This window comes from Janthinobacterium sp. 75, from assembly GCF_004365495.1.
Lineage (GTDB): Bacteria > Pseudomonadota > Gammaproteobacteria > Burkholderiales > Burkholderiaceae_D > Janthinobacterium.
Genome location: NZ_SORD01000001.1, coordinates 3,884,628 through 3,907,582, shown reverse-complemented (window position 1 = coordinate 3,907,582; position 22,955 = coordinate 3,884,628). Strand labels below are relative to the sequence as shown.

The window sequence follows — 22,955 nt, the reverse complement described above, 5'->3', positions numbered from 1 at the left end:
CAGGTGGCAAGGCCCGGCTGGTGTAGAATGTCCACCCTTTTGACTTGATTTACGACGATGACTTATTGCATAGGCATGCGCCTCAACGAAGGCCTGGTCTTCCTGTCCGACTCCCGCACCAACGCCGGCGTGGACCAGGTGGGCACCTTCCGCAAGATGAGCGTGTTCGAAAACCCGGGCGACCGCATGCTGGTCCTGATGACGGCCGGCAACCTGTCAATCTCGCAGGCGATCCGCCAGATCGTCTCCGAACACGTGGATGCAGATGGATGCAGTATCTGGAACGTGGCCAGCATGTACGATGCGGCGCGCATCGTGGGCGAAGCCGTGCGCACCGTGCACCAGCGCGAAGCGAAGGCCCTGGCCGAGTGCGGCATCGATTTCAATGTCAGCTTCATTTTAGGGGGCCAGATAGGCGCCGAACGCTGCCGGCTGTTCCAGGTGTATTCGGCCGGCAATTTCATCGAATCGCACGATGAAAACACGTATTTCCAGATCGGCGAAGCGAAATACGGAAAGCCCATCATCGACCGGGTGATCAACCCGGCCACGCGCCTGGACGAAGCGGCCAAGTGCGCGCTGATCTCCATGGATTCGACCCTGCGTTCGAACATTTCCGTTGGCTTGCCGCTCGATCTGCTCGTCTACGAGACGGGCAGCCTGGCCGTCACGCGCTTCGTCACCATCGATGAAAAGAACCAGTATTTCCGCATGATCCGCGACACCTGGGGTGAGCAATTGAAACATGTTTTCGAAGGCATCGTCGATCCCGTGTGGAATGCGGCGCCGGAAACCACGACGAACGTATTGTCGTCGGCCAACATGCACAGCAAGCCCGTGCGCGTGGCCATTCCCGAGCACGTGAGTCGCGGCGGCCTGACGGTGGCGCCCTTGCAATCGCTGGCGCAGCAGTTCGGCGACGACAAACAGCATTGATCTGCCGCGCACCGCCCGCGCGCGGTGCTGGACAAATCGCCACTACCGTGCTTTTATGGCAATATGGCTTGACATTCAATCCAGATTGACCTGAAAGGCAGGTGGCGCATGGACTTGATTACTTCCGCCGTCGTGGCGGCCATCGGACAGGGCGCGCCTGACCACGCGTCCGAAGCCGTTACCAGCCATTTTCAAAGGCTCAAGCGGGCCATCGCCAAGTTCGACAGCGCGGCCTCCATCCTGGCCGCCATCGCCGCCGTGGAGGCGGCGCCGGACCATACCCGGCTGCAACTGGCCCTGTCGGCCGCCCTGTCCAGCGCGAAAGTACCTGATGACATGGAAGCCCTGTTCGCCGCGCAAGGCTTGCTCGATGCGTTGCAGCGGCCTTTCCCCCAAATACCTGAAGTGCAAGCGGTGCCCGCACCTGCCGATAAAAGCGCCGTCGTGTCCAATTATGCGGTGATGAAAGTGTATTTCGCCACGGACCGCCAGCGCGACGTGGGCAAGCCGCCCGCCCAGCGCTTCAGCGGCGAACGCAGTAAAGGAATGAGCAGCGGCAACGGCGGCGGCGATGGCCTGCTCAGCTATGGCAGCTGCGACATCAGCATCCCCCGCGACCACCGCATGGGCCAGCTGGAATCGCCGTCGTTGTGGCGCCTGGAATTTCGCGACGACCCGGCCAAGCATGTCGTGCTGCTGGACGCCGTGGTGCAAGACCGCGAGCTGTTCTTTGCGGCCTTGAAAACGCAGATCCGCGCCTCGGCCGGCAAGAGCGCCTTTGTCTTCGTGCACGGCTACAACGTGAGTTTCGAGGATGCGGCGCGGCGCACTGGGCAAATGGCCTACGACCTGGGTTTCGATGGCGCGCCCGTTTTCTACAGCTGGCCGTCGCGCGGCGACCTGGCCGGCTACACCATCGACGAAAACAATATCGAGTGGAGCACGCCCCATATCACCAATTTCCTGGCCGACTTTCTCGCCAGCACGGAAGCGGCGCAAGTCTATCTGGTGGGACATAGCATGGGCAGCCGGGGCCTGGCGCGCGCCGTGGCCGACTTGCTGGCCGCGCAGCCGCAGCTGGCGCAAAAGATCACGGAAATCATCTTGTCCGCGCCCGACATCGACGCCGCCATCTTCAAGCATGATATCGCGCCGAAACTGGCCGGCGCGCGCAACCCCATCACTTTATATGCCTCGTCGCAAGACCTGGCCCTGGCCGCCTCGCAAGCCGTGCACGGCTACCCGCGCGCGGGCGACAGCGGCGCCGCCATGCTGATCGTGGCGGGCGTGGAAACCATCGACGCCACGGGAGTCGACACGAGTTTCATGAAGCACGCCTACTTTGCGGAAAAGCGCTCTGCCCTGTCCGACATATTCTATTTGATACGCAACCATGCGCGTGCCGACCAGCGTTTTCTCGACCCCGTCGATACAGTAGCCGGCCGCTACTGGACGTTCAAACCATGACGCGGCTTCATGCTAGTGGGCACGCATGCTAAGATACGGCCAAGAGGGTGGCAACGGGCACGGCGATGACGCCGTCAGCCGATCCCCCGCAAGCAGGCCATATCATGTTGACATCATCTTCTACACCGCAAGCCGAATCATTGATCCGCAATACCAACGCCCGCGTCACCAAGACGCGCGTGAAGGTGCTCGACTTTTTAATGGCGCAAAGCCGTTCGCTGACCCACCATGAAATCCAGCAGGCATTGTCGCAGGACAGCGATATCGATTCCGTCACCCTGTACCGGGTATTGGAATGGTTGACGGAAAATGAACTGGTGCACCGCATCGCGGGTGCCGACCAAGTGTGGCGCTTCAGCGCGGGCGCTGGCCACCAGGCGCACGAACACGCGCACTTCCAGTGCACCAAATGCGCCAACGTCACCTGCTTCAATGAAGTCAAGCTGCCACCGCCCGTGCTGTTGCCGGAAGGTTTCAGCGGCGGCGAAGTCGATTATTTGATCAAGGGCCTGTGCCCCCGCTGCAAGTAAGGCACTTCTGACATCACTTGAGCAGCCAGGCCAGGTGATGCTCGTCATAAAAAAATTGCCCACGCGCATAGAGCGCGGCTCCGTGCCATACGGGATAAATCACGGCGATTCATATAATTGCCGTGTGGCATTGTTTTCCGCATTCACGCTTATATATGACTGCAGGGTCCGTCCCGGCCTGTTCCATGCAGGCGTTGACGGGACGCGACGCCCCCCCCTTACCCCGCTGCGCCACATCGACGCAGACGCCCCACAGCAAGGCCTTGTGCCACAGCTGGCGCAGCGGTTCGCGCCGCAGACCGGCAAAGCCCACGAGGCGTTCGCAGTCGAAGGCGCCTAAGCCGCGCTACAGGGCGCCGCCGGCGATGCGCTGCGCGTGTTCTTCTTGCGCGCGCCAGTTCGTCCTCGCGCGAAGATGAAAACGCGCTGGGCGAATCAAGGATGGCGCGCAGGTGCAGTGCGCAGAGGCGGCGGGGTCTGCTGGCGTCAGCAGGCGGATGACGATAGCCGGTGCGTGCCTGATGGAGTTCGGCTTTTTTCCATCCTGCCCACGGCCTGCCCTTACGCAGGCGCGCGGCGCAAGACTAGCAAGGTCCAGCCGTACAGGGCCGCCATCAGCAATACCATGGCCCCGCCCAGTGACGCCATCCAGCTTTCCGGCAGCGACCAGGCGTCGTTCAGCTTGCCGGCGGCCATGCAGGCGGCCATGGCCACACAGATGGCGACGATGGGCCAGCCCAGGCGGCGCCGGAAGGCCCGCACGATATCAATCTTGCCGGTGCGCATGACTTTCGCCGTGACCCAGCCATCGAAGGTATCCGTCACGCCCATGCCCACGGCAAACACCGTACCAGTGAGCAAGGCCGGCTCCATGCCGCCCAGCGCCACGGCCGCATAGCCCCAGGCGGCCGCCTGCACGGCCGTGTCGAACACCAGCGCGAACAGCATGCCGACGAGGATGGCGGCAAGCGGCCCGGACGTGTCCCGCACCCAGCGGGGTAGCAGCCGGGTGCGCACCTCGGCCAGTTGCGCGCCCGCCAGCAAGCTGCGCGCGTTCAGGGCTGCGATGAGCAGCAGCAAGGCGATGGGCAGCCACTCCAGCCAGCCGAACACGGCTTCCGATGGTGAGAAATGCCTTGAGGCCAGCGCGGCGACAGCCACGATGGCCAGCACGCTGACGCCATGCCCCAGCGCAGCCAGTCCGCCCATCCACGGCGCCCAGCGCGGATGGGCGGACTGGCTGCGCAGGGTCAGGCCATCGACGGCGGCCAGATGGTCCGGCTCCAAACCATGCCGCATGCCGAGCAGGAAAATCAGCGCCAGGGCGGGCAAGCCCGCGTCCACGCTCATGCGGCCGCCAGGCTGGGGGCGCTGGTCGCGCCTGCCACGCAGCGGTCCAGGCCCCGCGTCAGCATCTCCTGCGGCAGGTCGCGACCGATGAAAATCATCTTGCTGGCGCGCGTCTCATCGTCGCGCCATGGCGCGCCCAGTTCCGAGCCCATCAGCATGTGCACACCCTGGAAGACGGCGCGGCATGGCAAGTCGGCAACATACAAAATGCCTTTGTAACGTATCAGCTGGGTGCCGAACAGCTGCACCACGGCGTCAAGGAAGTTTTCCACCTGCAGCAAATCGAGGGGCTGGGACTGGTGGTACACGAACGATTGCACGCCGTCGCCATGGCGGTGGCCCAGTTCCCCCAGGAAATCCGGCTCCAGCTCGACGATGGCGTTCAAATTGAAACCGCGAATGTTCAGGATATCGCGCAGCGGTACATTGCCAAAGCGCACTTTCTGTATGCTGGCGCGGCCATTGATGGCGACCAGGCGCTGGCGCAGCGCGGCCAGCTCGTCCTTGCTGACCAGGTCCGTCTTCGACAGCAGGATGCGGTCGGCAAAGCCAACCTGCTCCTGCGCTTCCTTGTGCGCCGTCAATTGCTGTTGCGCATGGCGGGCGTCGACCACCGTCAGGATGGCGTCGAGCATGAAAAACTCGCTGACGGACGGCTCGGCAAAGAAGGTTTGCGCCACGGGGCCGGGCGCGGCCAAGCCTGTCGTTTCGATGATCACGTGGTCAAAGGCGATCATCGCGGCGGCCCGTTTGGCCTGCAATTCGCCCAGGATGCGGATCAGGTCGCCACGTACGCTGCAGCAGATGCAGCCATTGTTCATTTCCACGATCTGCTCGTCGCTATCTTGCACCAGCAAGCCATGGTCGACGCTTTCGGCGGCAAATTCATTTTCGATCACGGCGATGCGCACACCGTGATCGCCCTGCAATATGCGCTTGAGCAAGGTGGTTTTCCCGCTGCCGAGAAAACCCGTAATGATGGTGACGGGGATCAGTTCTGTCATGGTGCGTTCCTATCGATGGTTAATCTTCCAGTTCTTCCATGCGTTGCCATTGGGGAAACGGGTCGGGCAACTTGCGCCAGGCGGCCATGCCCTGGCGCGTTTCAGTGTAGTTGAGTTGACATTTCTTTAAGTCCGCCTCGATGGCGGCCTGGTCCATGTCCTGGCCGATGAAGACGAGTTCCTGGTAGCGGTCGCCATACGTTTCGCTCCAGCCCGCTTTGACTTCCGCCAGCGAGGCCGCATCGGTCGGCCAGCGATCTTTCGGCACGGAGGCCCACCACAGGCCCACGGGTTCGATATTCATCAGCTTGCCTGCTCCGGACAGGCTGGCCACCCATTCGGGCCGGCTGGCCAGCCAGAAATAGCCCTTGCTGCGTACCACGCCAGGTATCGGCCGGGAAACATAGTCATGCAGGCGCTGCGCGTGGAAAGGCTCTTTCGCCCGGTAGACGAAGCTGTGAATGCCATACGTGTCCGTTTCCGGCGTATGGATGCCGGCCAGCTCTTGCGCCCAGCCCGGCATGGCGGCCGCCTGCTCCAGGTCGAACAGGTTTGTGCCCAAAATGGCGTCCAGCGGCACGACGGACTGGTTGGTTTCAATGATGCGCGCTGCCGGATTCAATGCCTTGAGGATGGCCAGCACGCGCCGGCGCGCATCCGCATCGACCATGTCAACCTTGTTGAGGACGATGACATTGGCAAACTCGATCTGTTCCGTCAGCAAATTGGCCAATTGACGGTCGTCGCACTCGCCCGCGATCTCGCCGCGCTGCTCCAGGCTGTCTTCGCTGTGAAAATCCGCCAGCAGGTTGGCGCAGTCGACCACGGTGACCATGCAGTCGATGCGCGCCACGTCGTTCAGGCTGTCGCCGTGCTCATCCTCGAAGTCGAAGGTGGCGGCCACGGGCATGGGCTCCCCTACGCCCGTCGATTCGATCAGCAGGTAATCGAAACGGTCTTCGGCAGCCAGGCGCCGCACTTCCAGCAACAAATCGTCGCGCAAGGTGCAGCAGATGCAGCCATTGGACATTTCCACCAGTTTTTCTTCCGTGCGCGACAGGGCCGCGCCGGCCGCCTCGGCACTGTCCTTGACCAGCGAGGCATCGATATTGACTTCGCTCATGTCGTTGACGATGACGGCCACGCGCTTGCCTTCGCGGTTGCGCAGTATGTGGTTGAGCAAGGTGGTCTTGCCGGCGCCGAGAAAGCCGGACAGGACGGTGACGGGGAGTTTGCGCTGGGTCATGGGTAATCCTTCGGATTGGTGAGTTCGTGATGGTGGACGTAAATGCAGCTTAGTTGCATTTTTAAATTATAATGCAACTTACTTGCATTTGCATGGCAATCGTTACCCACCATGACGAAAGAAACCTTGCTACACACTCGCATTTCACGACATGTCGTGCAGTCAAGGACCACGCTCCTCAAGGTGCTATAGTGAAATTGTGTCGGCCATGCTATCGAAGCAAGCGCATGGCGACTGAACAGTCAAATTCTCACAGTTTCCAAGGAATCGATGATCTTGCGCAGCTATACAATGTTTCTTGCATTAGTTATTTTGATGATGGGCAGTGCGATTGCCGCAGAAATAAAACACCCGATCAAACACTATATTTACTTTAATCACCGCGAACTGAACGGGGAAAACATCACCTCGGATAAAGCACTAAACGATCCCCGTTTCAGCGGCGCGCAAATCGTGTACACGTGGCGCAGCCTGGAGCCGGAACAGGACCGTTATGATTTTGCGGCGATCCGCCACGACATCGCCTATCTCGATTCAATCGGGAAAAAACTGTGGATACAACTGCAGGAAAAATCATTCACGCCACGCTATAACGTGCCGGCCTATTTGCTCAGTGATCCTCGCTACCATGGCGGCATCATCAAGCAAAGCATGCTTTCGGCGCCGGAACGCGACCCGCGCAAGCCGGTGACGGATGATGAGTACGGCTGGTCGCCAAAAATGTGGGAAGCACCGGTACGCGAGCGCTATCAACGCTTGATACGGGCGCTGGGCAAGGAATTCGACGGGAAAATCGAGGGCATTAATTTCAGCGAAAGCTCGATCGACATTGGCGTTGAGGACAGCAAGGGAAATACTACTTTCCCCGATGATTTCAAGCCGCAAGAATATGTGGATGCCATCAAGGAAAACATGCAGGTACTGGCCACTGCTTTTCCCCACACCACCACCATGGTGTACTTAAACTTTCTGCCGGGTGAATGGCTGCCGTGGACCGACAAGGGCTATATGCGCAGCCTGTTTGCGCAAGCGCAAACGCTGCATATGGGCGTGGGCGGTCCTGACCTGATGCCGTATCGAAAAAGCCATATGGGCCAGAGTTACGGCTTTATCAAGGACTACCCTGCGAACCTGGTCAAGGGCATGGCCGTACAGGACGGCAACCTGCGCCAGATCAATCCCCGTACCAGGAAAAAAAATTCCGTGGAAGATTTGCTCGATTTTGCCCGCAATTACCTGGGTCTGAACTATATTTTCTGGGTAGAAGACGAGCCTTACTTTAGCAATGAAGTGCTGAAAAAACTGCCGGCGCATTGATACGCAATCGCGCCATCGCGCGGCAGCGTGTATCCATGCGCCTTGCACGGCTGTCATCGGCGCGTCATATGGCGGCGCTACAGTCGCGTCCTTTGAATCTTTCCGAGGGCGGTAATGAAAACAAATTGGGTCATGCTGGCGGCGCTGGCAAGTGCAGGTTTAACTGGCTGCAACGGCAGCTCGACGACGGCGCAGGTCATTCAAGAAGGGACGACGGTCACCGTGGCATTACTGGAAACCACGGATATCCACTCGAACGTCCTGAGCTACAACTATTACGCGCTGGCCGAAGACACCAGCCTGGGCCTGGAGCGCACGTCGACCCTGATCCAGGCGGCGCGCGCGGAAAACCCGAACAATGTGCTGCTTGACGATGGCGACGTCATCCAGGGCACCCTGCTGGCCGACCTGCAAGCCGTGGCCGCGCCCGTGCCCTGCTCCGGCACTCTGGCCGTGCACAAGGCCATGAACGCGCTGAAATACGATGCGGGCGGCATGGGCAACCATGAATTCAATTATGGCTTGCCCTACCTGAGCCAGATCACCAACACGGATTTCGGCATTCCCGGCGTGGCCAAGCCGACGGGCACCTGCGGCGCGCCCGCCTTCCCTTCCGTGCTGAGCAATGTCGTCGGCGTAGCCAGCGGCAAGCCCATCTTCCAGCCCTACACCCTGCTGCCCCGCGATTTCACCGCCACGGCACCCGATGGCAGCAAGCTGACCGTGAAGATCAATGTGGGCGTGCTGAGCTTTGTGCCGCCGCAAATCCTCGAATGGGATCAAAAAGTACTCGCTGGCAAGGTCAGCGTGACTGGCGTGCAGGAAGCGGCCAAGCAATACGTGCCGGAACTGCGCAGCAAGGGCGCCGACCTCGTCGTGGCCCTGTCGCATGGAGGCCTGGACACCAGCGCCTACAGCCCGAAGATGGAAAACGGCAGCTATCACCTGACCAGCACGGGCATCGACGCACTGATGATCGGCCATTCGCACCTGATCTTCCCGAAGGGTAAAGAAACGGGCGCGGCCGCGCTGGACGCGTCGTTTGCCGCCTTCCCCGCCAGCGCCAAGATCGACGCCGTCAACGGTTTCGTCAATGGCGTGCCCACCGTCATGGCACAAAGCTGGGGCCGCCGTCTGGGTATCATCAAGCTGACCATGGTGTATCAGGGCGGGCGATGGGTAGTACAGCCGGCCAAGACGACGGTGGAATCGCGCGGCTTCAAGTACACGGATGGCACGACCCTCGTGAAAGCCGACCCGGCCATCGCGCCCCTGGTCGCCACCGAGCACGCGGCCACCATCGCCTATGCCAAGCAGCCGCTGGGCATCAGCACGGATTTCGAAATGTCCGCCTATTTTGCGCTGGTGGGCGACGTCAGCGCCATCCAGCTGGTGAACCAGGCCCAGCTCGATTACGTGAAGAACTTCATCGCCACCAGCACGGATGCCACCTTGGCCAGCTACAAGAACATCCCCGTCATCTCGTGCAGCGCGCCTTTCAAGGCGGGCCGCAACGGGCCATCGGACTTCACGGACGTGGCTGCAGGCGCGACGCCAGCCGCACCAATCGGCTTGCAGGTGCGCAATCCGGGCGACTTGTATTTATATAGCAACAACAACCTGCAAGCCGTCAAAATCAAGGGTTCGGACTTGAAGGCGTGGCTGGAAACGTCGGCCAAGCAATTCAATCAGATCGACCCGAGCGCCACGGCCGAGCAAGACCTGGTGCCGTCGTATGGCACGATTTACAACTATGACGTGTTCTACGCGGAAAACAATGCTCTCACATACCAGATCGACGTGACGAAAAAGGTCGGTAGCCGCATCGTCAATCTCACGTACAAGGGCGCACCCGTGGCCGATGGCGATGACTTCATCGTCGCCACCAACGACTACCGCGCCGGTGGCGGCGGCGCCGTGCCGGGCATCGATGGCAGCAAGACCATCATCAAGTCGCCCGATGCGAACCAGGCCGTGGTCAGCAACTACCTGGCGTCGCTCAGCACCAAGGGCGGCAAGGTGACCCTGGCGGCCAATGGCAGCGCACGCAGCTGGAGCTTCGTCAAGACAGCCACGGCCGGCCCCGTGATCCTGCGTTCGGCACCGGGCCATCTGGCCTTGGCGCAAGGCAACGGTATCGCCAACGTGGCGGCTGAAGGCGGACTCGACGCCAGCGGTTTCGCCAAGTACCGCATCGACCTGAGCAAATAAGGTCCATGGGCCGGGACTGCGGTGGTTCCGGCCTGTTTTGATGAAAGGTGATCCAGATGAAACATGCACTCTCCCTCCCCGCCGTCGTGCTGGCTGCCGTCCTGGCCGCCTGCCAGGCATCGCCGCCGCCCACGCCGGCTGAAATCGAAGCCGTGGCCATGCATGCGCGCCAGGCGGGCGACCACCAGGCCGAGCGCCGTGTGCGCAGCTGGGCCACCAAGGACATCCCCGTCGCCGAGCGCGAACTGGCGCTGATTTACCAGCCCCGTCCGGAACGCCGCGCCGAGGCGCTGAGTCTGTTCGAACAGGCGGCCCGCGCCGGCGATACGGAAGCGGCATTCGAACTGGGGCAAATGCTGCGCGCGGCAGCGCCCGGCCAGGCCTGGTTATGGTACCGGCAAGCGGCCCAGCAAGGCCATGCGAAGGCGGCATTGATGCTGGGCTTGCTGGCAGCGAACGGCGAAGGCGTGCCAAAAGATCAAAGCGAAGCGGCGCGCTGGCTGGAAAAATCGAGTGAGCTGGGCAACCCGCACGCCATGTTCCTGCTGTACAACGCCTACCGCGAAGGCCGCGGCGTGCAGCGCGACCTGGTCAAAGGCCATGCCCTGCTGGAAGAAGCGGCCCACCACGAATACCCGCCCGCCATCCAGGAACTGGCCATGACGGTGCAGGCGGACGACGCTCTGCGCGCGGGGCATCTGATGAAGGAAGCGACGGAACACCGGCACAATAACTGGAACAAGTTTTAAGCCAGTTCAATGTCAAGCCGTATTGCTGGATGCCACATATCGCTAGCGCCAGAAAATCACGCTGCGCTTTGGGCCAGGTCAATCGTGTTGGACTGGACATTGCCGAGGGGCTATGATGAACAAGCTGCTTCCGTGGAGGCGGCGGGGCTGTTGCCGGCCCCGAAATAGCACACTGTATTTGCTTTTTAGAAATTTGTTACTCTGGACCAGCCTCGGTGAGCGCGTCGTACGCGTTCAGCCCAGCCAGTGTTTGGGTAGGCCCTGGCTCGTCCGTTGACCTCCCTATAAGAAAGAGTCCAATGAAAAAGCTGACCACCGCCTTTGGCGCGCCTGTCGTCGACAACCAGAACATCCAGACGGCCGGCCCGCGTGGCCCTGCCCTCTTGCAAGATGTGTGGTTCCTGGAAAAGCTGGCCCACTTCGACCGCGAAGTCATCCCCGAGCGCCGCATGCATGCAAAGGGTTCCGGCGCGCACGGCACGTTTACCGTCACGCACGACATCACGCGCTACACCCGGGCGAAGATTTTTGGCGCCGTGGGCAAGCAAACGCCCATGTTCGCACGCTTTTCCACGGTGGCTGGCGAGCGGGGTGCGGCGGACGCGGAACGCGACATCCGCGGCTTTGCCCTGAAGTTCTATACGGAAGAAGGCAACTGGGATTTGGTCGGCAACAACACCCCCGTGTTTTTCATGCGCGACCCGCTGAAATTCCCGGATTTAAATCACGCCATCAAGCGCGACCCGCGCACGGGCTTGCGCAGCGCCAACAGCAACTGGGATTTCTGGACCTCGCTGCCCGAAGCGCTGCACCAGGTGACGGTGGTGATGAGCGACCGGGGCTTGCCGCGCAGCTTCCGCCACATGCATGGCTTCGGCAGTCATACCTTCAGCTTCCTGAATGCGCAAAACGAGCGTTTCTGGGTCAAGTTCACGTTTAAAACCCAGCAAGGGATACAAAACCTGACGGACGCCGAAGCAGAGGCGCTAGTGGGCAAGGACCGCGAAAGCTCGCACCGCGACCTGTACGAAAGCATCGAGAACAAGGATTTTCCCCGCTGGACCCTGTACGTGCAGATCATGCCGGAAAAAGAGGCAGGCACATATCACATCAACCCCTTCGACCTGTCGAAGGTGTGGCCGCACGGCGACTATCCGCTGATCGAGGTGGGCGTGCTGGAACTGAACCGCAATGCCGACAACCATTTCGCGGAAGTGGAACAAGCTGCCTTCAACCCGGCCAACGTGGTGCCCGGCATCAGTTTTTCGCCTGACAAGATGCTGCAAGGCCGCTTGTTTTCGTATGGCGACGCACAGCGCTACCGCCTCGGCGTCAACCACAGCCTTATCCCCGTCAACGCGCCAAAGTGCCCGTTCCACAGCTACCACCGCGACGGCCAGATGCGCGTCGACGGCAACCAGGGCGGAACCCTGGCCTATGAGCCGAACAGCGAACAGGAATGGGCCGAGCAGCCGGATTTCCGCGAACCTCCGCTGAGTATCGAAGGCGCGGCCGACCACTGGAACCACCGGGTCGACGAAGATTACTTTTCGCAACCGCGGGCCCTGTTCCGCCTGATGACCCCGGCACAGCAGCAAGTGTTGTTCGACAACACGGCGCGCGCCATCTCGGGCGCCTCGGAGCAAGTCAAGCAACGCCACATCGGCAACTGTACCCTGTGCGACCCCGCTTATGGGGCGGGCGTGGCCGAAGCGATCGGCCGCCTGAGCAAATAAGGGCAGGCTGAAAGCAGGCAGGCATGAAAGACGGCGGCGCCAGGCCTGGCAACAGGCCTGGCCCGCAACACCGTGCGACTTGGTGGCCAGAGGCGCTTGCCTAGCTGCGCTCGATATCGACCTGGCCCGTGATGCTCGTTTCCACCGGATAGCCATCGACTTGCGACGGCACGCGCCGCCTGACGGACGCATCATGCAGATACACGACGAGGGCTTCGCCGCCGATGGCGGTCTGTCCCAGGCTGACGCCTTCGACCCCATCGATCGCCATCAGCGCCCGCTCGTGGCGCCGCTTTGCCGCTTCCAGCCGGCCAGGTGGCGGGGCCGCATGAGCGAAGCCCGCCACCGCGTGGCCACTGGCCTCGTCCGGCACATATGGCATGGCCCCATCCTCGAAAACGGCGTATGGCGCTTGTACGAATTTACTGTTTGACATGACACATCCTCCCGATGCTGCCCATGGCACGCATGGAACAAGGAGGCACGGCAGCGCCTCTTGCCCGTCAGGCCATGCATGGCAGCCACACCTGACCATCTCATCATCGTGCAAAAGGCCGCGCAGTGCAAGGTAGCATCACGCCGCCACGCCGTTTTCTGTGACAATGATCAAGTGTACAACTCTCGGTTCGTCCCTTGCCGCTGCTGCCCGGCGGGGTGCCCGCAGTCTGCGACGTGCAGCTCCTTGCGCACGCTGTCCATGCGGCGGCCGTGTTCGCCATCCTCAGCCGCCTGCGCGAGCACGGCCGCTTCCAGAAAGTGCGCGCAGCCGTGAAGGCGCACATGGCCGAACTGCTCGCCACGCCGGATCTGATGGCACGCTACCCATGCTGACCTCCTGCGCAACCGATGCGCACCTCAGGCCAGGTCCGCCTGCGCCACATACCAGGCAATGGTCTGCCGCAAGCCCTGCGTCAGGTCGTGCGTGGGCACATAGCCGAGCAGGCGGGCCGCCTTGGCGATGTCCGCCTGCGAATGGCGCACGTCGCCGGCGCGGAATGCGCCATATTGCGGCGCCAGCGGCACGTGCTGCGGGCGGGCGGCCAGCAACATCTGCTGCATGGTGGCGTGCAGCTGCGTCAGGCTGGTGCTGGCGTTGACGGCCACGTTGTAGACCTGGTTCACGGCGGCCGGATCGGCTTGCGTGGCGGCCAGGATATTGGCTTGCACGGCATTGTGCACAAAGCAGAAGTCGCGGCTGGTGGCGCCGTCGCCATGGATGTACACGGCCTGCTCGTCCAGCATGGCGGCGATCCAGCGGGGAATGACGGCCGCGTAGGCGCCCAGCGGGTCTTGCCTGGGGCCGAAGACATTGAAGTAGCGCAGCCCCACCGTCTGCATGGCGTAGCAGCGCGCGTACACCTGCGCATACAACTCGTTGACATACTTGCTCAAGGCATACGGCGACAGGGGCGCGCCGATGTGCTGCTCCACCTTCGGCAAGGCCGGGTGGTCGCCATAGGTGGCGCTGGAGGCGGCGTACACGAAGCGCTGCACGCCCGTGTCGCGCGCGGCGGCCAGCATGTTCAGGAAGCCGCTGACATTGACGGCGTGGCACAGCAGCGGGTCTTCCAGCGAGCGCGAGACGGAACCGAGCGCCGCCTGGTGCAGCACGTAGTCGACAGGACCGCCAGTCCCGGCACGGCCGCAGCCGGCAGTCTCCGCTTCACCGTCGCCAACGCTGGCGGCCTGCGTCGGCGCGCCACACGCGCGCGCGCATGCCTGCGGGTCGCGGATATCGGCTTCGATGAAGGTGAAACGCCGCCATGCCGCTTCGCCCACGCTGGCGCGCACCAGTTCCAGATTGTGGCGGTGGCCCGTCAGGAAATTGTCCAGGCCTCGCACTTCCTGCCCCAGCTGCAGCAAGGTTTCCAGCAGGTGAGAGCCGATGAAGCCGGCCACGCCCGTCACCAGCCAGCGGCGCGGTTCCCTGGCCAGCTGCGCGCAGGCCAGCGCATACGCGCCTGTCGCCGGGCCGCCGGCGGGAGCGCCTTGCGCCATGTTTGCGCCTTGATCGAAGGCATCGGCCGCCATCACAGCCGCCACACATGCAAGCCCCCATCCTCCAGCGGACGGGGGTCGAAATGCGATTTGATGTCGATGAAGCAGCCGTTTTCCAGCACCTTGGCCTGGAAATCGGCCAGCGGGCGGGCCAGCAAGGCCTGGTGCGAGACGGCGCTGATAATGGCCTCGGCACGCGGCAGCTGCTCCCAGCTTTCCAGCGCCAAACCGTATTCTTCCAGCGCTTCGTGGCCATCGGCGACGGGGTCGTGCACATGCACCTGCACGCCATACGATTGCAGTTCGTGGATCATGTCGACCACTTTCGAGTTGCGCAAGTCCGGGCAATTTTCCTTGAAGGTCAAGCCCAGCACATTCACGTGCGCGCCCTTGAGTTTAAAACCGGCGCGCACCATTTCCTTGATGGTTTTTTCCGCCACGAACTTGGCCATGCCGTCGTTGATGCGGCGCCCGGCCAGTATCACATGCGGGTGGTAGCCCAGCATTTCAGCCTTGTGCGTCAAATAATAGGGGTCGACGCCGATGCAGTGGCCGCCCACCAGCCCCGGGCGGAATGGCAGAAAATTCCATTTCGTGCCCGCCGCCTGCAGTACTTCCAGGGTGTCGATGCCGATGCGGTCGAAGATGATGGCCAGCTCGTTCATCAGCGCGATGTTCAGGTCGCGCTGCGTGTTTTCGATGACCTTGGCCGCTTCCGCCACGCGGATGCTCGACGCCCGGTGCACGCCCGCCGCGACCACGCCTTCGTACAGGGCGGCCACCTTGTCCAGCGTGGCGTCGTCGTCCCCCGAGACCACCTTGCGGATGCTGTGCAGGGTATGCGCCTTGTCGCCAGGGTTGATGCGCTCCGGCGAAAAGCCCACATGAAAATCTTCCTTCCAGCGCAGGCCAGAATGCCGCTCCAGTATGGGGATGCAGATTTCCTCGGTGGCGCCCGGATACACGGTGGACTCGTAAATGACGATGGCGCCGCGCCGCATGTGGCGGCCGACGGCCGCGCTGGCGCCGGCCAGGGCGGAGAAATCGGGATTGTGCGCGCTGTCAACGGGTGTGGGCACGGCCACGACAAGAAAATCGGCCAGTTGCAGCTCGGCCGGATCGCAGCCCACGCTCAGCCACTGCGCCGCGCGCAACTGTTCCGTACTCACTTCGCCCGTGGGATCGACATGGTTGCGGTAACTTTCTACCTTGCGTGCCGACAAGTCAAAGCCGATGGTGCGCTGGCGCATGCCAAAGGCCACGGCCAGCTGCAAGCCGACATAACCGAGCCCTACCACCGCCACCACGTCCGCCTTGCCACCTTCCTTGCTATCCATATGCATGTGCTCCCAATGGTTGCGGCCTGAGCAACGCCGTCCGGGAAATTCTACGGTCGCCGGCCCGGTAATTCTTGAGCGGGAACAAGGAACACGGAGCATGGGCAGGCAGGCGCGCGGCCAATCGGCCGCTTGTTGAGCGCAATCAAGGAGAGCTTCGGCCATCTTTTTAAGCTAGGCCATGCCCATCCTTCATGCACGCCGCTACCGGAGACTTCCATGGCCCGCTCCCTGCCCCGTCCTTTTTCCGCCTTGCCGGCCGCTGCGCTGTGCTGCACCCTGCTGCTGCCCGTGCTGACGGGGTGCCACGGCACGCAGAGCAGCGCATCCCTGCTGGCTGACGCGCAGCAGTACCGCCAGAAGGGCGAGGCGCGCGCCGCGATCATCCAGTTGAAGAACCTGCTGCAAAAGGAACCGGACAATGCAGCGGCCCGCTTGCTGCTGGGCAGCATCTATCTCGACACGGGCGAAGCGCTGTCGGCCGAGAAAGAATTGCGCAGGGCAAAGTCGCTGGGCTTAGCGGCGCAGCAAGTGATGCCATTGCTGGGCAAGGCCTGGCTCATGCTGGGCCAGTTCGACAAGGTACTGGCCGAGATCGCCGACGATGCGGCGCAGCCCGCCAGCGTGCTGGCCCTGCGCGGTGATGCCTTGCTGGCCCTGGGCCGTCAGGACGAGGCGCGCGGCGTGTTTGCGCGCCTGCTCGAAACCCATCCTGGCCAGGTCGAGGCCCTGCTGGGCCTGGCGCGACTGGCGGCACTGGAGCAGCTGGTCGCGGCGGCCGAGCTGCTACTGGCGCAAGCCTTGAAAGGCGCGCCCGCCAACCTCGACGCCTTGCGCCTGCAGGGCGACCTGCTGCGCCTGCAGGGCAAGAATGGCGCGGCGCGCCGCGCCTACATGCAGATCCTCAAGCTCAAGCCGGACAATACCCAGGCGCATATCGACCTGGCCAACCTCGACCTCCTGGAAAACCGCTACCTGGAAGCGGCGGCCCAGCTAGCCACGGCGCGCAAGACGGCGCCCAACAGTCTGGCCTTGCTGCAGGCGCAGGCGCTACTCGATTTCCGCCAGGGCAAGAACAAAGCGGCCCTGCAATCCTTGCAACTGGTGCTCAAGGCGGCACCCGAGCACATGCCGTCCGTCCTGCTGGCCGGCGCCGTGCAACTGAAGCTGGGCTCGCTGCAACTGGCGGAAAACTATCTGCAGCGCTTCCTGGCTGCCTATCCCAGACATGTGTACGCGCTCAAGATGATGGCGTCAATCGAACTGATGCGCGGCAAGACGGACGCCGCCCTCGACATGCTGCTACCCGTGCTGTCCGCCTTTCCCGACGACGTGGAACTGCTGTCGCTGGTGGGCGAGGCGCATTTGCGCGCCCGCCGCTACGACAAGGCCTCGGCGTACTTCGAAAGGGCCAATACCCTGGCGCCGGACACGGCCAGGCTGCATGCGGCGCTGGGCATCAGCAGCCTGGGCATGGGAGAGAACAGCCGTGCCATCGACGAGCTGGAACGCGCCAGCATGCTCGACAAGAGCACGCCGCAGGTGGGCACCATGCTGGTGCTGACCTTGCTACGCAACAAGCAGAACGACAAGGCCCTGGCCACCGTCAAGATGCTGGAACAGCAGCAGAAAGGCACGAATCCGCTGTTGCTGAACCTGAAAGGCGGCGTCTACCTGGCCTTGCGCGACTTGCCCGCCGCGCGCGCCAGCTTCGACCAGGCCCTGGCGATGGACCCTGTCTATCTTCCCGCCCTGAACAACCTGGCGCAGATCGACCTGGCCGGAAAAAAGCCGGAACAGGCGAAACAGCGCTTCGAGCGGGCGCTGGCAAAAGCGCCAAAAAATGCCGACCTGTGCGCGGCGTTGGCCAAGCTGGCCGCCTCGCAGGGCAAGACGGACGAGGCGCGGCGCTGGCTGGAACGGGCCCACCGCGACAATCCAGACGCCGTCGCGCCGGCTCTGCTGCTGAGTAACTTTTACCTGCAGAGGGGCTCGCCCGAGAAGGCGCTGGAACTGGCACGCACCCTGCAGGCTGGCCACCCGGGCGACGCCGATGCGCTGGCCCTGCGGGCGCAGGTCGAATACGGCGCCGGCCAGACGCAGGCTGCGCTCGACAGCTACAGCAAGCTGGCCAGCATACAGACGACGTCGGCACCGCTGCAGATGCGCATCGCCAGCCTGCACCTGGCGCTGGGCGACCGCCACAATGCGCTGCAAGCCGTCAAGCGGGCGCAGGTGCTCGATTCCACGCTGCTCGAAGCGCGCGTGGTCGAAGTGACGCTGCTGCTGGGCCTGAACCGCCAGCACGATGCGCTGGCCGTGGCGCGCCACGTGCAGGAGCAGCAGCCGAAGCTCGCGGCCGGCTACAAGCTCGAAGGCGATGTGCTGATGGAGCAGAAACGGCCGCAGGAAGCCGTCAAGCTGTACCAACACGCCCTCCAGCTCAGCAAGATCGGCCCCATGCAAGTGCAGCTGCACCGTGCCTTGCTGGCCGCGGGCCAGGTGCGCGAGGCGGATGCACGCATGGCGGCCTGGCTGAAGGACAAGCCAGATGACCTGGGTGTGCGCACCTATCTGGCCGGCGCCAAGCTGGCCGCAAAGCAATACGGCGCGGCCATCGAACAGCTCCAGCACATCGTTGCCAAGGACACGGCCAATGTGGCGGCGCTGAACGACCTGGCGTGGGCGTATCAGCAGCAAAGAGATCCGCGCGCGCAGGCGACGGCCGAGCAGGCGCTCAAGATGGTGCCGGACAACCCCATCGTACTCGACACCCTGGGCTGGATCGTGCTGGAACAGGGCGACATCAAGCGCGCGACCACCCTGCTGCGCAAGGCGGCCGGCCTGGCGCCGGAGTTGCTCGACATCCAGTACCACCTGGGGGCGGCGCTGGCGAAATCGGGCGACAAGCCGGGGGCGCGCAAGCAACTGGAACAGCTGCTTGCCGCCAGCAAGGATTTCCCGCAGCGGGCCGAGGCGCAAGCCTTGCTGACCCAGCTCTAGGCCATGCTGGCGCATGCAGCCCTGCCCGGCCTGGCAGCGCGGCTGCTGGCCTTGCTGGCGGGCGCGGCCTGCATGCTGGCCCTGCGCCATTATCCGCTGGACCACGGCTGGCCCGCCCTGCTCTTTGCCACCCTGTTGCCCACCTATTTCCTGCTGCTGTGCTGGCGTCCCGCCTGCTGGCTGTTCTGCCTGCCGGCCTTGCTGCCCGTGCTGGACCTGGCGCCGTGGACGGGCTGGTTCTTCTTCGAAGAAATCGATGTGCTGCTGTTGCTGACGGTGGCCTGCGGCTATTGGCGCCTGGGCGGGCGGGCCCGGCCTGCAGCGGCGCAGCTTTCGCCCGCCTCCCGCGCCTGTCTGCTGCTGTGCAGCCTGGCCTGGCTGGCGGCGCTGTTGCGCGGCGTCCTGCCGCTGCCACCCCCAGCCGTGTATGCCTGGGATAATTACTTGAACCCCTACAACAGCTTGCGACTGGGCAAGGCCTGGGCCTGGAGCATGCTGCTGCTGCCGCTGCTGCTGCGCGACGGCAACGCAGCCGCCCTGCGCCGCTATGCGCTGCCGGGCATGTTGGCCGGGCTGGCCATGGTGTCGCTGTTCGCGCTGTGGGAACGGGCCGTGTTTCCCGGTGTGATGAACCTGTCCAGCGACTACCGCATCACGGCGCCGTTTTCCGCCATGCACACGGGCGGCGCCGCGCTGGACGGCTATCTGGCCCTGAGCCTGCCATTTGCGGGACTGTGGCTGGCACGCGCGCGCAGCCGCTGGCCAGCGGCGCTGGCCATGCTGCTGCTGGCACTGGCCCTGCACGCGGCATGCGCCACTTTTTCACGGGGCCTGTACGCGGCCGTGGCGGCGGCCGTACTGCTGGCCTTGTGGCACGTCTTGCGGACGCCCCCCGGCGCGGCGCGGCGCCCGGCCGGCCCGCTGCCAGCGGGGGGCATGTTGCTGAGGCTGCTGCTGGCCGGCTTGGGCACTGTACTGCTCGTGACCATGTTCAGTCTGGCCGGCTACCGGGGCTTGCTCGCCGCTGTGGTCATGCTCGCAGCCAGCTTCGTGCTGGCGGCGCGGTCCTTGCCGTGGCGCTTGGCGCCAGCCACCGTGCTGTGCGCGCTGTGCCTGCAGGGGCTGCTGGCCGGCTGGTGGCCGGAACCTGCCGGCCAACAGGCTGCCGGCTGGCTGAAAGGCCCGTATTTCCTGTTCCTGCTGTCCGCCATGCTGCTGGCGGGCGCGCTGTGGCCGGGCGGTGCTGCCAGCAAAAGCCCAGCCAGGCTGGGCCTGGCAATGATGGCGTGGACCATGCTGGCGTGCAATCTCGTCTGGATAGGCTGGCACTGGGCCGGTGCTCCCGCCCTGATGCCAGCCGGGCTGGTCGTGCTGCTGGCCATGCTGATGCTGTGCAATGGACGCTTGCGCCCTCCGTTGTGGCGACTGGACCGCGCAAGCCTGAGCATGGCGGGCGCGGCCGGTATCGTGTTGCTGCTGGCCATACCCGTCTCGGCCAGCTATTACGCCACAGAACGTTTCGCTACCACCGCCTTCGACATGCAAGGCCGCTTGCGCCATTGGCGGCAAGTGCTGGCCATGCAGCCATCCGACTGGGGCGATCAGCTGTTCGGCATCGGCATGGGCAGCTTTCCCGCCACGTACTACTGGCACAATCCCCAGCGCGAGGTGCCGGCCAGCATCGCCTATGCCGAAGAAGTGGGCCAGCCTGGCAATGCCGGCAACACCTATGTGCGCCTGGCCAGTCCCGGCTACAGCGCCGGCTACGGCGAACTGCTGCGGCTGCTGCAACGCCTGCCGGTGCAGCCGGCCACGCGCTACACCCTTGCGCTCGACGCGCGTAGAAGCGGCACCATGCCCGTGCTGCTGGTGCGCCTGTGCCAAAGACAATTGCTGTACGCACAAAATTGCGTGCCTATCCCCCTGCGCCTGCGCCTCCCGCAGCCAGGCGAGCCGGCCGGCACGTGGCAGCACTATGAAGTAGCGTTCGACAGCGCATGGCTGGGTGCGGGCGCCTGGCTGCTGCGCCCGCCCGTGCAACTGGAACTGGCGGCCAGCGGGACGGCCGCCTCATCCGTGATCGAGCTCGATAATCTGAGCCTGCACGCACCGGGCGGCGAGGAATTGATCGCCAACGGACGTTTTACGCAGGCCAATAATTACTGGTTTTTCAGTAGCGACCACCACCACTTGCCGTGGCATATCAAGAGCCTGGCGCTGCAACTGCTGGTGGAAACGGGCTGGTGCGGCGCACTGTCCATGCTGGGCCTGCTGGCCCTGGCCGGCCTGCGCCTGCTGCGCCAGGCGGCGGGAGGCGACCAGGGCGCGCTGGCCTGCGCCGCCGCCCTGCTGGGTTTTCTCGTCGTCGGCCTGTTCGACAGCCTGCTTGACGTGCCACGCATTGCCCTGTTGTGCTATCTGATGCTGCTATGCGCGCTGCTGCAGCCCCCGCCATCTCCTCCTGCTGAAAGTACGCCGCCATGAAAGCCCTGCCGCAGACGCTCTCCTCCGCCCTGATGTCCTGCCTTGCCTTGGCCCTGGCCCTGGCAAGCGCACCCTGCCGCGCCGACGATGCGCTGGCGCAAGTCATTGCGCGCGTGAAACCGTCCATCGTCGGCGTGGGCAGCTGGCAAAAGACGCGCACGCCGCCCATGCATTTCATTGGCACGGGCTTCGTGGCGGGCGACGGCTTGAGCGTGCTCACTTGCGCCCATGTGATCCAGAAGCTGCTAGACGCCAATCCGGACGAAGTCATCGGCATACTCACGGGCCAGGGCGAGGCGACGCAATTTCGCCCCGCCAAAGTCCAGGTGCTGGACACGGAACACGACCTGGCCCTGCTGCGCTTGGCTGGCGCGCCGCTGCCTGCCTTGGCGCTGGGCGACGCGGCCACGGTGCGCGAAGGCCAGGCCATGGCCTTTACGGGATTTCCTCTGGCTACCTTGCTGGGCTTATATCACGTCACGCACCGCGCCACCGTGTCGTCGCTGACGCCGGTGGTCACGCCCAGCGACAATGCGCAGCGCCTTGACCCACGGCGCCTGGCGCAACTGAAAAAAGCACCGTACATCGTGTTCCAGCTGGACGCGACGGCGTATCCGGGCAGCAGCGGCAGCCCCCTGTTCGACCCCGAGACTGGTCTCGTCTACGGCATCGTCAACATGGTGTATGTCAAAGGTTTGAAAGAAGCGGCCATCAGCACGCCCAGCGGTATCACCTACGCGATTCCGGGCAGCCACATGCAAACGATCCTGCTGAAAGATAAATGCGTCAGTTGCGTCCCTGCCTCAGCCGGTCGGTGATGCCAGGTTCATCCCATGTCGGGAAAAAATAGGGGTAAAACGATCGTTCACCCCCATGCTGCTCCATCATGCCGCCGTACTCGCGGATCCTGGCCCCCATGTAGTCGAGGTCCAGACGCAGCAGCACGGCCGGCGCCCCTACGCGCGTGCACTCTCGCTGGCCGCCAAAATCCTTGAAACCGAGCATGCGCTTGTAAAACACCACATGCCGTGGATTGACTTCGATCACATAATCCGTAAAACCGTGAATATTGTGGGCATAGATATACGAAATATGAATCAACGCCGCAAACACGCGCTTGCTCACGCCCTTGTCGATGGCCAGGCGCGATGGTTCGCAAAGACGCCGCCCCTCTGCGCGCAGCGAGTCGAGCTTGTCGCGGAAGTTTTCATCGGCGGGCAAGCCCGTCTCTTCATTGTCCAGGCACAAGGTCATGGTACCGACGGTGGAGCCTGCCGTTTCCGCAAACAGGGTGATTTTGTTCAGGGCATGCGCGATGCCGGGATCGACGGCATAGCCGCGCCAGCCGTACATCTTGCGGATCAGCAAACTGGCCGCTTCGCGCCGGCCACGCGAATTGGCCATGCGGATATGAAAGCGCTGCAGGTCGAGCTCGTGCTCCATGGCCGGGTCGATCTGTCCCTCGCCCACCACCAGGTCACTGAAGGTGCCTGGCGTGTCGAAGGAAATAATGGGTTCATCTTTCACGCTCATCTTGTCCTCACGTTCATCGGCCGCCATCGCGACGGATTGAAGCCAATGCATTGA

The 22,955-nt window shown here is 63.3% G+C and carries 18 protein-coding genes; 11 read left to right on the top strand and 7 right to left on the bottom strand.

Annotated elements, in window-relative coordinates:
- The first annotated feature begins 57 nt into the window (after positions 1-57).
- The 3 genes from C8C89_RS17805 to C8C89_RS17795 all read left to right on the top strand — a co-directional run bounded on the left by C8C89_RS17805 (position 58) and on the right by C8C89_RS17795 (position 2,933).
- A complete protein-coding gene (locus C8C89_RS17805) occupies positions 58-936 on the top strand; it encodes a proteasome-type protease (protein WP_133991455.1) in 879 nt (292 codons plus the stop codon).
- A 108-nt stretch (positions 937-1,044) separates the two neighbouring features.
- The gene (locus C8C89_RS17800; protein WP_133991453.1) at positions 1,045-2,403 is read left to right on the top strand and encodes an alpha/beta hydrolase; all 1,359 of its coding nucleotides are present in this window, start codon (positions 1,045-1,047) and stop codon (positions 2,401-2,403) included.
- A gap of 104 nt (positions 2,404-2,507) precedes the next feature.
- On the top strand, positions 2,508-2,933 hold the full coding sequence (locus tag C8C89_RS17795; protein ID WP_034787417.1) for a transcriptional repressor: 426 nt from the start codon (positions 2,508-2,510) through the stop codon (positions 2,931-2,933).
- 561 nt (positions 2,934-3,494) lie between these two features.
- Here C8C89_RS17795 and C8C89_RS17790 read toward each other — a convergent pair.
- The 3 genes from C8C89_RS17790 to zigA are packed head-to-tail and all read right to left on the bottom strand — an operon-like array spanning position 3,495 to position 6,533.
- Positions 3,495-4,283: a hypothetical protein gene (locus C8C89_RS17790; protein WP_133991451.1), complete on the bottom strand. Its 789-nt coding sequence runs from the start codon at positions 4,281-4,283 to the stop codon at positions 3,495-3,497.
- Positions 4,280-5,287 (bottom strand): GTP-binding protein, encoded by a 1,008-nt coding sequence (locus C8C89_RS17785; protein WP_133991449.1) that lies wholly within the window; start codon positions 5,285-5,287, stop codon positions 4,280-4,282. Before C8C89_RS17785 ends, C8C89_RS17790 begins: the two co-directional genes overlap by 4 nt.
- A gap of 19 nt (positions 5,288-5,306) precedes the next feature.
- Positions 5,307-6,533 (bottom strand): zinc metallochaperone GTPase ZigA, encoded by a 1,227-nt coding sequence (zigA, locus tag C8C89_RS17780; RefSeq protein WP_133991447.1) that lies wholly within the window; start codon positions 6,531-6,533, stop codon positions 5,307-5,309.
- 276 nt (positions 6,534-6,809) lie between these two features.
- On the opposite strand from zigA, the gene C8C89_RS17775 reads away from it, so the two are divergent.
- From C8C89_RS17775 to C8C89_RS17760, 4 genes are all read left to right on the top strand, one after another.
- On the top strand, positions 6,810-7,850 hold the full coding sequence (locus tag C8C89_RS17775) for a hypothetical protein (protein ID WP_208327721.1): 1,041 nt from the start codon (positions 6,810-6,812) through the stop codon (positions 7,848-7,850).
- A gap of 114 nt (positions 7,851-7,964) precedes the next feature.
- Entirely contained in the window at positions 7,965-10,061 is a 2,097-nt protein-coding gene (locus C8C89_RS17770) for a bifunctional 2',3'-cyclic-nucleotide 2'-phosphodiesterase/3'-nucleotidase (RefSeq protein WP_133991445.1), read from the top strand.
- 56 nt (positions 10,062-10,117) lie between these two features.
- Positions 10,118-10,810 carry a tetratricopeptide repeat protein gene (locus C8C89_RS17765; RefSeq protein WP_133991443.1) on the top strand — a complete coding sequence of 231 codons (693 nt, stop codon included), beginning with the start codon at positions 10,118-10,120 and terminating at the stop codon, positions 10,808-10,810.
- Between the two features lie 299 nt (positions 10,811-11,109).
- Positions 11,110-12,546: a catalase gene (locus C8C89_RS17760; RefSeq protein ID WP_133991441.1), complete on the top strand. Its 1,437-nt coding sequence runs from the start codon at positions 11,110-11,112 to the stop codon at positions 12,544-12,546.
- A 100-nt stretch (positions 12,547-12,646) separates the two neighbouring features.
- Here the strand turns inward: C8C89_RS17760 and C8C89_RS17755 are convergent, their stop codons facing one another.
- A complete protein-coding gene (locus C8C89_RS17755) occupies positions 12,647-12,982 on the bottom strand; it encodes a hypothetical protein (RefSeq protein WP_133991439.1) in 336 nt (111 codons plus the stop codon).
- A 236-nt stretch (positions 12,983-13,218) separates the two neighbouring features.
- Here C8C89_RS17755 and C8C89_RS27055 point away from each other — a divergent pair, with 236 nt between their 5' ends.
- Complete coding sequence (locus tag C8C89_RS27055) at positions 13,219-13,377, top strand: hypothetical protein (RefSeq protein WP_166674782.1); 159 nt, start codon at positions 13,219-13,221, stop codon at positions 13,375-13,377.
- Positions 13,378-13,401: 24 nt separating this feature from the next.
- On the opposite strand, the gene C8C89_RS17750 is transcribed toward C8C89_RS27055, so the two are convergent.
- Together C8C89_RS17750 and C8C89_RS17745 are read right to left on the bottom strand one after the other, a co-directional pair.
- Complete coding sequence (locus C8C89_RS17750) at positions 13,402-14,544, bottom strand: SDR family oxidoreductase (protein ID WP_133993482.1); 1,143 nt, start codon at positions 14,542-14,544, stop codon at positions 13,402-13,404.
- Between the two features lie 32 nt (positions 14,545-14,576).
- Positions 14,577-15,881 (bottom strand): nucleotide sugar dehydrogenase, encoded by a 1,305-nt coding sequence (locus C8C89_RS17745; protein ID WP_101481302.1) that lies wholly within the window; start codon positions 15,879-15,881, stop codon positions 14,577-14,579.
- A 219-nt stretch (positions 15,882-16,100) separates the two neighbouring features.
- Here C8C89_RS17745 and prsT point away from each other — a divergent pair, with 219 nt between their 5' ends.
- From prsT to C8C89_RS17730, 3 genes are read left to right on the top strand one after another with little or no spacing between them, the layout of a single operon-like run.
- Positions 16,101-18,884, top strand: coding sequence for an XrtA/PEP-CTERM system TPR-repeat protein PrsT (prsT, locus tag C8C89_RS17740; RefSeq protein WP_133991437.1), 2,784 nt, complete (start codon positions 16,101-16,103; stop codon positions 18,882-18,884).
- Between the two features lie 3 nt (positions 18,885-18,887).
- Complete coding sequence (locus tag C8C89_RS17735) at positions 18,888-21,368, top strand: hypothetical protein (protein ID WP_133991435.1); 2,481 nt, start codon at positions 18,888-18,890, stop codon at positions 21,366-21,368.
- Positions 21,365-22,186, top strand: coding sequence for a serine protease (locus C8C89_RS17730; protein WP_133991433.1), 822 nt, complete (start codon positions 21,365-21,367; stop codon positions 22,184-22,186). The genes C8C89_RS17735 and C8C89_RS17730 overlap by 4 nt, the downstream gene beginning before the upstream one ends.
- Here the strand turns inward: C8C89_RS17730 and C8C89_RS17725 are convergent.
- Entirely contained in the window at positions 22,155-22,901 is a 747-nt protein-coding gene (locus C8C89_RS17725; RefSeq protein ID WP_243858066.1) for a long-chain N-acyl amino acid synthase, read from the bottom strand. The two genes, C8C89_RS17730 and C8C89_RS17725, sit on opposite strands and share 32 nt — an antisense overlap.
- Positions 22,902-22,955: the final 54 nt, after the last annotated feature.

What these genes read in the sequence shown, in the direction of transcription:
- C8C89_RS17805 (WP_133991455.1), top strand. Translation starts at nt 58, where the DNA reads ATGACTTATTGCATAGGCATGCGCCTCAACGAAGGCCTGGTCTTCCTG.
- C8C89_RS17800 (WP_133991453.1), top strand. Translation starts at nt 1,045, where the DNA reads ATGGACTTGATTACTTCCGCCGTCGTGGCGGCCATCGGACAGGGCGCG.
- C8C89_RS17795 (WP_034787417.1), top strand. Translation starts at nt 2,508, where the DNA reads ATGTTGACATCATCTTCTACACCGCAAGCCGAATCATTGATCCGCAAT.
- C8C89_RS17790 (WP_133991451.1), bottom strand. Translation starts at nt 4,283, where the DNA reads ATGAGCGTGGACGCGGGCTTGCCCGCCCTGGCGCTGATTTTCCTGCTC.
- C8C89_RS17785 (WP_133991449.1), bottom strand. Translation starts at nt 5,287, where the DNA reads ATGACAGAACTGATCCCCGTCACCATCATTACGGGTTTTCTCGGCAGC.
- zigA (WP_133991447.1), bottom strand. Translation starts at nt 6,533, where the DNA reads ATGACCCAGCGCAAACTCCCCGTCACCGTCCTGTCCGGCTTTCTCGGC.
- C8C89_RS17770 (WP_133991445.1), top strand. Translation starts at nt 7,965, where the DNA reads ATGAAAACAAATTGGGTCATGCTGGCGGCGCTGGCAAGTGCAGGTTTA.
- C8C89_RS17765 (WP_133991443.1), top strand. Translation starts at nt 10,118, where the DNA reads ATGAAACATGCACTCTCCCTCCCCGCCGTCGTGCTGGCTGCCGTCCTG.
- C8C89_RS17760 (WP_133991441.1), top strand. Translation starts at nt 11,110, where the DNA reads ATGAAAAAGCTGACCACCGCCTTTGGCGCGCCTGTCGTCGACAACCAG.
- C8C89_RS17755 (WP_133991439.1), bottom strand. Translation starts at nt 12,982, where the DNA reads ATGTCAAACAGTAAATTCGTACAAGCGCCATACGCCGTTTTCGAGGAT.
- C8C89_RS17750 (WP_133993482.1), bottom strand. Translation starts at nt 14,544, where the DNA reads ATGGCGCAAGGCGCTCCCGCCGGCGGCCCGGCGACAGGCGCGTATGCG.
- C8C89_RS17745 (WP_101481302.1), bottom strand. Translation starts at nt 15,881, where the DNA reads ATGGATAGCAAGGAAGGTGGCAAGGCGGACGTGGTGGCGGTGGTAGGG.
- prsT (WP_133991437.1), top strand. Translation starts at nt 16,101, where the DNA reads ATGGCCCGCTCCCTGCCCCGTCCTTTTTCCGCCTTGCCGGCCGCTGCG.
- C8C89_RS17735 (WP_133991435.1), top strand. Translation starts at nt 18,888, where the DNA reads ATGCTGGCGCATGCAGCCCTGCCCGGCCTGGCAGCGCGGCTGCTGGCC.
- C8C89_RS17730 (WP_133991433.1), top strand. Translation starts at nt 21,365, where the DNA reads ATGAAAGCCCTGCCGCAGACGCTCTCCTCCGCCCTGATGTCCTGCCTT.
- C8C89_RS17725 (WP_243858066.1), bottom strand. Translation starts at nt 22,901, where the DNA reads ATGAGCGTGAAAGATGAACCCATTATTTCCTTCGACACGCCAGGCACC.